This is a genomic window from Cryobacterium algoritolerans, assembly GCF_004402785.1.
Lineage (GTDB): Bacteria > Actinomycetota > Actinomycetes > Actinomycetales > Microbacteriaceae > Cryobacterium > Cryobacterium algoritolerans.
In genome coordinates this window covers 1-9,129 of record NZ_SOFP01000030.1, presented here as the reverse complement: position 1 = coordinate 9,129, position 9,129 = coordinate 1, and the positions used below count along the sequence as shown (strand labels likewise).

Annotated in this window: 11 protein-coding genes and 1 pseudogene; 11 read left to right on the top strand and 1 reads right to left on the bottom strand. The window is 68.4% G+C overall.

The annotated features are described in order from the left end of the window. The coding region (locus tag E3O19_RS18150; RefSeq protein ID WP_206750938.1) for a hypothetical protein at positions 1-198 on the top strand (198 nt) is incomplete at its 5' end. A 151-nt stretch (positions 199-349) separates the two neighbouring features. Then, positions 350-1,012, top strand: a complete 663-nt coding sequence (locus E3O19_RS05930) for an IS110 family transposase (protein WP_134566130.1) — start codon at positions 350-352, stop codon at positions 1,010-1,012. Between the two features lie 18 nt (positions 1,013-1,030). Here E3O19_RS05930 and coaA read toward each other — a convergent pair whose 3' ends face one another. After that, positions 1,031-1,987, bottom strand: coding sequence for a type I pantothenate kinase (gene coaA, locus E3O19_RS05925; RefSeq protein ID WP_134566129.1), 957 nt, complete (start codon positions 1,985-1,987; stop codon positions 1,031-1,033). Positions 1,988-2,020: 33 nt separating this feature from the next. On the opposite strand from coaA, the gene glmS reads away from it, so the two are divergent. The 9 genes and pseudogenes from glmS to E3O19_RS18145 form a co-directional block, all read left to right on the top strand. After that, positions 2,021-3,871, top strand: a complete 1,851-nt coding sequence (gene glmS / locus E3O19_RS05920; protein ID WP_134566127.1) for a glutamine--fructose-6-phosphate transaminase (isomerizing) — start codon at positions 2,021-2,023, stop codon at positions 3,869-3,871. Between the two features lie 33 nt (positions 3,872-3,904). Beyond that, complete coding sequence (locus E3O19_RS05915; protein ID WP_134566125.1) at positions 3,905-4,261, top strand: holo-ACP synthase; 357 nt, start codon at positions 3,905-3,907, stop codon at positions 4,259-4,261. A 30-nt stretch (positions 4,262-4,291) separates the two neighbouring features. Further along, positions 4,292-5,476: an alanine racemase gene (gene alr / locus E3O19_RS05910; protein WP_166804488.1), complete on the top strand. Its 1,185-nt coding sequence runs from the start codon at positions 4,292-4,294 to the stop codon at positions 5,474-5,476. 9 nt (positions 5,477-5,485) lie between these two features. Then, on the top strand, positions 5,486-6,052 hold the full coding sequence (tsaE, locus tag E3O19_RS05905) for a tRNA (adenosine(37)-N6)-threonylcarbamoyltransferase complex ATPase subunit type 1 TsaE (RefSeq protein ID WP_134566121.1): 567 nt from the start codon (positions 5,486-5,488) through the stop codon (positions 6,050-6,052). Positions 6,053-6,061: 9 nt separating this feature from the next. Next, entirely contained in the window at positions 6,062-6,694 is a 633-nt protein-coding gene (gene tsaB / locus E3O19_RS05900) for a tRNA (adenosine(37)-N6)-threonylcarbamoyltransferase complex dimerization subunit type 1 TsaB (protein WP_134566119.1), read from the top strand. A 1-nt stretch (position 6,695) separates the two neighbouring features. After that, positions 6,696-7,262, top strand: coding sequence for a ribosomal protein S18-alanine N-acetyltransferase (gene rimI, locus E3O19_RS05895; protein ID WP_134566117.1), 567 nt, complete (start codon positions 6,696-6,698; stop codon positions 7,260-7,262). Then, positions 7,259-8,326: a tRNA (adenosine(37)-N6)-threonylcarbamoyltransferase complex transferase subunit TsaD gene (tsaD, locus tag E3O19_RS05890; protein ID WP_134566115.1), complete on the top strand. Its 1,068-nt coding sequence runs from the start codon at positions 7,259-7,261 to the stop codon at positions 8,324-8,326. The genes rimI and tsaD overlap by 4 nt, the downstream gene beginning before the upstream one ends. Before the next feature lie 141 nt (positions 8,327-8,467). Continuing rightward, entirely contained in the window at positions 8,468-8,863 is a 396-nt protein-coding gene (locus E3O19_RS05885) for a DUF4190 domain-containing protein (RefSeq protein ID WP_134566113.1), read from the top strand. 55 nt (positions 8,864-8,918) lie between these two features. Continuing rightward, positions 8,919-9,129: pseudogene (locus E3O19_RS18145) on the top strand (DUF4190 domain-containing protein); the annotation flags it as partial.

Genomic DNA, 9,129 nt, shown 5'->3' with positions numbered 1-9,129 from the left:
GCCTTCGCCGCTCACCCGGGCGCGACGCGCCCCCGCAGCTCGACAGGCTCGACCACCGGTAACTCGACCACCGGTAACTCGACCACCGGCGCCGCTCGACCACCGGCGCCGCTCGACCACCGGTGGCTCGACCACCAGTGGCTCGACCGTGGGTTTCCCTTCACGGGCGGCGCCCTCGGAGTCGACCCCGTTGGTTGAGCCTGTCAGTGATGATAGATGCAGGGGGGTTGGCCCGTTCTGACTCAGAGCCTGTCTGACGCTTAGCTGTCCTTATTTCGATGCGTCGAGCGGTGTCCAGCCCCCCAAATTTTGTCACGTTCAGAGATGCCGATCATGACCTAATAGGAGCTTGGCTCTCGTCTCTTCACTGACTTGTCTGCCGGCATCTCTGAACGCTGACCCTTATGACGAATATTTCCACCACGCCGCGGTGAGCACCGAAGGCGGCAAAGAGATCGCTGACCGACAGTTCCCGGCGACGTCGACCGGGTATCAGGAGCTGTGTGGCTGGGCGATCGGACACGGCTTCATCACCAAGGCCGGCGTCGAGTGTACCGGCTCATACGGCCTCGGCCTGACCGACGTGTTGGTGCGCCGCGGCATCTGGGTGATCGACGTGATCGCACCAGGCAAGCAGCTGCGGCGCGTGCGCGGGAAGACCGATCAGATCGACTCGGTCAACGCGGCGCGGGCGGTGATGAACGAGATCGCGACGACGATCCCGAAGACCCGAAACGGCACCGTGGAGGCGTTGCGGGTGTTGCGCTCCACGAGGAAATTACTGGTAAAGCAATGCACCGAGTCCATCAACCAGTTGCAAGGACTACTCGTCAGCGCCCCGGCCGAGCTGCGCGAAAGCTTAGCCAAGTTCACGGGCAAGACACTCGCCCAGGCCTGCTCAAAACTGCGCGACCGGGCCAGCGATGACATCGTGATGCGCACGACTCGCCAGATGCTGCGGTCGCTGGCGAAGCGGTGCCTGGAGATGTTCGCCGAGACCGCACCGCGATGAGGAGCTCGGCCATCGAGCCTAGACCTTGCGCAAGAGCACCTTCGAGACGGCGTGGTTGGGATCCTTGCGCAGCACGAGAGTCGCGCGTGACCTGGTCGGGCGGATGTTCTTCACCAGGTTGGGCTCGTTGATCTCGGTCCAGATCGACCGGGCACGGCTGCGAGCCTCTGCCTCGGTCAGGGTGGAGAATCGGTGGAAGTACGACTTCGGGTTCGTGAAGGCGCCCCGCTGGAGCTTGAGGAAGCGTTCCTCATACCACCGGGCGATGTCCTGGGTGCGCGCGTCGACGAACACGGTGAAATCGAACAGGTCACTGACCGAGAGGCCGTGGCCCGGACCGGGCGGCTGCAGCACATTGAGGCCCTCGACGATCAGGATGTCCGGCTGGCGCACCACGATCTGCGCGTCCGGAATGATGTCATAGCTCAGATGCGAGTAGAACGGGGCCCGTACCTCGGCTGCGCCGCTCTTGACCGCGGACACGAAGCGGAGCAGTGCGCGCCGGTCATACGATTCGGGAAAACCCTTACGGTCCATCAGGCCGCGGCGGCCGAGCTCGGCGTTAGGGAACAAAAAACCGTCGGTGGTGACGAGTTCAACCCGGGGAGTGTCCTCCCAGCGGGCGAGGAGCTCCCGCAGCAGCCGCGCGATGGTGGACTTGCCGACGGCGACGGATCCGGCAACGCCGATCACGAACGGCGTGCGCTGCGCCCGCTCGCCGAGGAAATCGCTGGTCGCCCGATGCAATTGCCTGGCTCCAGCGGCGTAGAGGTTGAGCAGCCTGCTCAGCGGAAGGTAGACATCCGTCACCTCGCTGATGTCGAGCGGTTCGCCCAGTCCCCGTAACTGCACGATCTCGGTCTCCCGCAGCGGCAGCATCGTCGTGGGGGCGAGGGCGGCCCAGTCGGCCCGGTCGAGTTCGACGAACGGGGTGCCGTGGCCGTTCTTCCAGGGGCTCACAACCGGATCGGACATTTCCCCAAGCTTAGTCCGACTAAAATCGGGTCCATGTGCGGAATCGTGGGATATGTCGGAGAAGATAAAAGCGTCGAGGTCCTGATGGGAGGGCTTCGGCGACTTGAATACCGCGGGTACGACTCGGCGGGCATCGCCGTCATCGACGCCGACGGCGTGCTCAACACCGCCAAGCGCGCCGGCAAGCTCGCCGTTCTCGCCGGGGAACTCGAGTCCCACCCGATCAACAACGGGCGCACCGGCATCGGCCACACCCGCTGGGCCACCCACGGCGCCCCGACCGATGCCAATGCGCACCCGCATCTGGGCGACAACGGCAAGCTCGCCCTGATCCACAACGGCATCATCGAGAACTTCGCTCTGCTCAAGGACGAGCTCGTGGCCGAGGGCTTCGACTTCGAGAGCGAGACCGACACCGAGGTTGCCGCCGTGCTGCTCGGCCGCGAATACCAGCGGCTCGGCGACCTCGGCGAGGCCTTCCGCTCGGTCGTGTCCCGCCTCGACGGAGCCTTCACCCTCCTCGCCGTGCACCAGGACCAGCCCGGTGTGGTCGTGGGCGCCCGCCGCAACTCCCCACTCGTGATCGGCCTCGGCGATGGCGAGAACTTCCTCGGCTCCGACGTTGCCGCCTTCGTCGAGCACACCCGCCGGGCCGTGGCCGTCGGACAGGACCAGATCGTCACGATCACCCCTGATCTGGTCACCGTCACCGATTTCGACGGCACCCCGGTCGAAATCGAAGAGTTCGACATCGCCTGGGACGCGTCCGCGGCCGAAAAGGGCGGCTGGTCCAGTTTCATGGCCAAAGAGGTCTCCGAGCAGCCGGATGCCGTGGAGAACACCCTCCGCGGGCGCATCCACGAGGGCCAGGCCGTCGTGCCCGAGCTGACCGGTTTCGGCGACGACGTGCTCGCGGGCATCCGTCGGATCGTCATCGTCGCCTGCGGCACCGCGGCCAACGCCGGCTACGTCGCCAAGTACGCGATCGAGAAATGGACCAGGGTCCCGGTCGACGTGGAGCTCAGCCACGAGTTCCGTTACCGCGACCCGGTGCTCACCCCGGAGACGCTGGTCATCTCGATCAGCCAGTCCGGCGAGACCATGGACACCCTGATGGCGGTCAAGTACGCCAGGGAGGGCGGCGCCAAAGCCATCTCCATCTGCAACACCCAGGGGGCCACCATCCCGCGCGAATCCGACGCTGTGATCTACACTCACGCCGGCCCGGAGGTTGCCGTCGCGTCGACGAAGGGCTTCACGGCCCAGATCGCCGCCCTCTACCTCTTCGGGCTGCACCTGGCCCGCGTGCGCGGCAGCCTCACCGCCGCCGAGTCGGCCGAACAGGTCCTCGAGCTGCAGGCCATCCCCGAGAAGATCGCCACCACCCTGCTGCAGGAATCCACCGTGCACGAGCTGGCCGGCTGGATGGCGGACACCCGGGCGGTGCTGTTCCTCGGCCGCCACGTCGGCTTCCCGATCGCGCTCGAGGGCGCGCTCAAGCTCAAGGAGCTCGCCTACATCCACGCGGAGGGTTTCGCCGCCGGAGAGCTCAAGCACGGCCCGATCGCGCTGATCGAGCCCGGCCAGCCGGTGTTCGTGATCGTGCCGAGCCCCCGTGGGTCGGCCCACCTGCACCCGAAGGTTGTCTCCAACATCCAGGAGATCCGCGCCCGCGGGGCCCGGATCATCGCAATCGCCGAAGAGGGCGACGTGGCGGTGCTGCCCTACGCGGACACCGTCATCCGGATCCCGCTGGCCGCACCATTGTTCGAGCCGCTCCTGGCCGTGGTCCCGCTGCAGATCTTCGCGATGGAGCTGGCCACCGTCAAGGGCCTCGACGTCGACCAGCCGCGCAACCTGGCGAAGTCCGTCACGGTCGAATAGCGGAAGTGGGGACGGGATGGGCGAGGTCGTCGCGTGATTCGAGGCATCGGGGTCGACATCGTCGACCTCGCGCGCTTCGAACGCCAGGTTCTGCGCACGCCGGGGCTCGTGCCGCGGTTGTTCACTCTCGCCGAGCGAGAGCTGCCGTTGCATTCGCTGGCCGCCCGGTTCGCAGCCAAGGAAGCCCTGATCAAGGCCCTCGGCGACAGCGCAGGGGCAACCTGGCAGGAGATGGAAGTCATCGCCGACGAACACGGCAACCCCGGCTTCCGCCTCTCCGGCGGAGTCGCCGAGACGCTCCGGGCGAGGAAGATCGACACCGTTCACCTGACGATGACGCACGACGCCGGGGTGGCCTGCGCCTTCGTGGTCACTGAGGGTGACTCATGACGGGCTGCGACTCATGACCGGTTGCGACTCATGACCGGCTTCAGGGAAGCGGTCGTCGACCTCGGCGCCATCGCCGCCAATGTCACACACCTGCGTACCTTGATCGGCACCGCGCACCTGATGGCCGTGGTGAAGGCGAACGCCTATGGCCATGGCGCCCTGCCCGTGGCCCGGACGGTGCTCGCCGCCGGCGCGGACTGGCTCGGGGTTGCCGACGTTGAGGAGGCTCTCCAACTGCGCGCGGGCGGAATCGACGCGCCCATCCTGGCCTGGCTGCACGACCCCGACGTCGACTTCGCGCCGGCGATCAGCCAGGGCGTCGACCTCGGCGTGTCCTCGGCACGCCAACTGCGGCAGGCGGCGGATGCAGCGGCGGCCCTCGGTCGCACGGCCTCGGTGCAGCTCAAACTCGAGACCGGGCTCAACCGCAACGGCGTGCACGAACCAGACTGGGCCGACGTGTTCGCGCTGGCCGCCGGGTTCGAGCGGGCCGGCCTGCTCAGCGTGCGTGGCCTCTTCAGTCACCTCTCGAACGCGTCCCCCTCCGACGACGCGGATGCGATCGGGCGCTTCGAGCGCGGCGTGCGGCTCGCCGCCGACGCCGGATTGACCCCGAGCCTCACCCACCTTGCCTCGACGGCCGCCGCACTCCGGCTGCCCGCCGCGCGGTTTTCGATGGTGCGGATCGGAATCGGCCTGTACGGGCTGTCGCCGTTCGAGGATCAGAGTTCGCACGACCTGGGCCTTGTCCCCGCGATGACCCTGCGCGGGCGGGTCGCGGCCGTGCGCCGGGTTGCCGCCGGCGCCGGGGTCTCCTACGACTACCTTTGGCGGGCGCCCGAAGACGGCAACCTCGCCCTCGTGCCGCTCGGCTACGCCGACGGGGTGCCACGGCAGACGTCCGGCGCCGCACGCGTGCGGATCGGCGGCGGCACGCATCCGATCGTCGGCCGGATCGCGATGGACCAGTTCGTCGTGAGCGTCGGCCAGGTGGATGTCGCCGTTGGCGACCAGGTCGTGCTGTTCGGCGACCCCGCGACCGGAGTCCCGAGCGCCACCGAGTGGGCGGACGCCGCCGGCACCATCAACTATGAGATCGTGACCCGGATCGGGAACCGCGTTCCGCGCAACTATCGGGGGCCGGAACAGGATGCCCCGTCCGGCATCGACCTCACCGTAACGCAGGCACCCGATGCACCCGGCCCAGAGGGCTGACCCGGCATCATGCGCACCCTGATTCCTGATGCGGCCGAAATGCACGATTTCGGCGTTGCTTTCGCAGGGCGGCTGCGGGCCGGTGACCTGGTCGTGCTCACCGGGCCGCTGGGCGCGGGGAAGACCACCTTCACCCGCGGCCTGGGCGAAGGACTTCGGGTTCGCGGTTCCGTAACCAGCCCCACCTTCGTGCTGGCCCGCACCCATCCCAGCACGATCGGCGGCCCGCCGCTCGTGCACGTCGATGCCTACCGGCTGTCGAGTGCCGTCGAACTCGACGACCTCGACATCGACTTCCCGAACTCGATCGTCGTCGTCGAGTGGGGTCGCGGTATGCTTGACGGTCTCACCGAATCCTGGCTGGACGTCGAGATCGAGCGCCCGCTTGGGGCGTCGCAGGCCGTGCCGTCCGACCTCGTCAGCGCCGACCTCGGCGACGGCCTCGACCTCGACCTCGACCTCGACGAGCCCCGCACGGTCACGATCACGGCGCACGGTCCGCGCTGGGCGGGAACCGCCGGATTCGACCCCGTCGCCGCCGAGAACGAGGCCGGGGACTCGCGGCGCAGCGAATAGGCTGGTGAGGTGCTTCTCGCCATCGATACCTCCGCCGGCACGAGCGTCGCCGTCGTCGACCTCGAGCGTGGCATCCTCGCCGAACTCGGCACCGAAGACACCATGCGCCATGCCGAGGTGGTCGGCCGGCTGGTCGCTGACTGCCTCGCCGCCGCCCGCGTCGGTGTCGGCGACCTCTCCGCAGTCGTCGGGGGTATGGGCCCCGGCCCGTTCACCGGGCTGCGGGTCGGGATCGCCGCCGCACGCGTCTTCGCCCTCGGCGCTGGCAAGCAGTTCGTGCCAATCGTCAGCCACGACGCCATCGCCTTCGGCCGCTACCGCGCCGGCCATGTCGGCGACCTCGTCGTGGTCACCGATGCGCGTCGCCGCGAGGTGAACTGGTCCGCGTACAGCGGGGCGGATGACGTCGGCCTGCCGATCCGCATCGAACCGCCCGGGGTGGCGAAACCGGCCGTGCTGCAGGCGCCCGACTGGGCCCACGCCGGATCACCACGTTTCGATGCCGCGACGGTGTCCGCTGGCGACCTGGGTCTGGTCGCCGAGCTCTGCTGGGCCCACCAGCGTGCCTTCGCCGTGGACGAGGCGCTCTACCTGCGGTCGCCCGACGTCACCATGTCCACCGGGCCGAAACGGGTGAGCTGAGATGACCTGGCAACTGCGGCGGGCCACCCGCGCCGACGTCGACGCCATCATGGCGCTCGAAACCCGCATCTTCGAGAACGACGCCTGGTCTACAGAGGCGATGGCCAGGGACGTCACCGACCCGGACTGCTACTATCTTGTCGCCTTCCCGGCGGATGTTCCCACCCGGATCGAGGCCTACGCCGGCCTGCAGGCACCGCGCGGGGCGCTGGAGGGCGACATCCAGACGATCGCGGTCACCGAGGAAGCGCGGGGACGCGGGCTCGGTCGCACGCTCATCCAGACCCTGCTCTCCGAGGCCCGCAAACGCGGCGCCCGCGAGGTGTTCCTCGAGGTGCGCGCCGACAACCCGGGGGCTCAGCGCGTCTACCGGCGGCTCGGCTTCGAAGAGCTCGGCGTGCGCCGCGGCTACTACCAGCCCGACAACGTGGACGCCCTGGTGATGCGTGTGCGGCTGCCGAACCCGGAGACGGCCCCGACCGTGCTGTCGGAACCGGCGGGTGCGTTGGACGCGTTGACAGAACCGGCACCGCAGCCGGAACCCGAACGCCCGGAGGCGACGGCATGAATCGCACGAACCCGTTGGTGCTCGGGATGGAGACCTCCTGCGACGAGACCGGGATCGGAATCGTGCGCGGTACCACCCTGCTCTCCAACACGATTGCTTCGTCGATGGACGAACACGCCCGCTATGGGGGCGTCGTGCCCGAGGTCGCCGCCCGCGCTCACCTCGAGGAGCTCGTGCCCGCGATCCGCGCCGCGACCGCCGAGGCGGGCATCAGCCTCGACGAGATCGATGCGGTCGCCGTGACAAGCGGCCCCGGCCTCTCCGGAGCGCTCATGGTCGGAGTCGGGGCGGCGAAGGCCCTGGCAGTCGCACTCGGCAAACCTGTCTACGCGGTCAACCATCTGGTCGGGCATGTCGGGGCCGACCTGCTCCGCACTGAGGATGACCAGACCGACGCTCCACTCGAGTACCCGACAATCGCACTCCTCGTCTCCGGTGGGCACACGTCCCTGCTGCTCGTGCGCGACCTCGTCTCCGATGTCGAACTCCTCGGCGAGACCATCGATGACGCTGCAGGGGAGGCGTTCGACAAGGTGGCCCGCATCCTGGGCCTGCCCTACCCGGGTGGCCCGCAGATCGACCGGGTCGCGCTGGTGGGCAACCCCGCGGCCATCCGGTTTCCGCGCGGCCTCAGCCAGACCAAGGACATGGCCAGGCACCGCTACGACTTCTCCTTTTCCGGGCTGAAGACCTCGGTGGCCCGATGGGTCGAGCAGCGCCAGGATGCGAGCGAACCGGTGCCGATCGCCGACGTGGCGGCCAGCTTCCGCGAGGCCGTCGTGGACATCCTGCTGACCAAGGCCGTCGCCGCTTGCGTCGACTTCGAGGTCCCACGGCTGCTGCTCGGTGGCGGCGTGATCGCCAACGCCCGGTTGCGCCAAGTGGCCGCGGAGCGCACGGATGCCGCCGGTATCGCGCTCCGCATCCCTCCCCTGTCGCTCTGCACCGATAACGGCGCCATGATCGCAGCGCTGGGCGCGCAGCTGATCATGGCCGGGCACGAGCCCTCGGCGCTCGATTTCGGGGCCGATTCGACGCTGCCGGTCTCCGAGATCCAGGTCTGAAACCCCGCCTCATCCGTGGTTCCTTGGCGAAAGGGATATTCTGGGCGAGTAGGACCAGGTTCGTCACATACGTTGACACTTCCCGGCCTGCGCTGCCACTATGGCACCGTCACACGACCCATTCCCGAAGGAGTGTACGACATGACCGACCCGAATCTACCGCCGGTGACCCCGCCCCCGGCCAGCCAGCCGCCGATCTACCAGCCGCCGGCCGCCCCGGCCTACGGAGCCCCGGCCGCACCTGCCTACGGGGAGAATGTCGCCTACGCGCGGCCCTCCGCGCAGGCGCCGTCCGACAAGTACAACGTGCTGGCGATCGTGTCGCTCGTGTCGGCGTTCTTCATCTCCCTTGTCGCGATCATCACCGGGCACATCGCCCTGAGCCAGATCAAGAAGACCGGTGAGAAGGGCCGCGGCCTCGCCATCGGAGGCCTCGTGCTCGGCTATCTCGGCGTGGTTGCGACCATCATCGTCATCATCGTCTGGGCCGTGGTCATCGCCGCCGCCGTCAACAACGGCTCCATTTCCAGCTACTGATCTTTCCGCGGCGAGGCCGCGGTTCGAAAATGAACTAAGTGGAAAGGACACTTTCATGAGCGATTCGAACACAGCAGGCGTCCCCGGGGTGCCCGAGGTGCCCGACGTACCGCACGTGCCGGACGCGCCGCAGGTGCCTGACTTCCCACCCACGCCCGCCGAGCCCCCGGTCTCGCCCGCCTCTGCCTCAGCCGCGCCGCCTCCCGGTTACGGTGCCGGCCCGGCTGCGCCGCCGCCCCACGGCGGCACGCCGCCGCCCCACGGCG

Excerpts from the sequence above, each read along its gene's own strand:
- E3O19_RS05885 (WP_134566113.1), top strand. The coding sequence starts at position 8,468 with ATGACCGACCCGAATCTACCGCCGGTGACCCCGCCCCCGGCCAGCCAG.
- coaA (WP_134566129.1), bottom strand. The coding sequence starts at position 1,987 with ATGTCCGATCCGGTTGTGAGCCCCTGGAAGAACGGCCACGGCACCCCG.
- tsaD (WP_134566115.1), top strand. The coding sequence starts at position 7,259 with ATGAATCGCACGAACCCGTTGGTGCTCGGGATGGAGACCTCCTGCGAC.
- alr (WP_166804488.1), top strand. The coding sequence starts at position 4,292 with ATGACCGGCTTCAGGGAAGCGGTCGTCGACCTCGGCGCCATCGCCGCC.
- tsaE (WP_134566121.1), top strand. The coding sequence starts at position 5,486 with ATGCGCACCCTGATTCCTGATGCGGCCGAAATGCACGATTTCGGCGTT.
- rimI (WP_134566117.1), top strand. The coding sequence starts at position 6,696 with ATGACCTGGCAACTGCGGCGGGCCACCCGCGCCGACGTCGACGCCATC.
- glmS (WP_134566127.1), top strand. The coding sequence starts at position 2,021 with ATGTGCGGAATCGTGGGATATGTCGGAGAAGATAAAAGCGTCGAGGTC.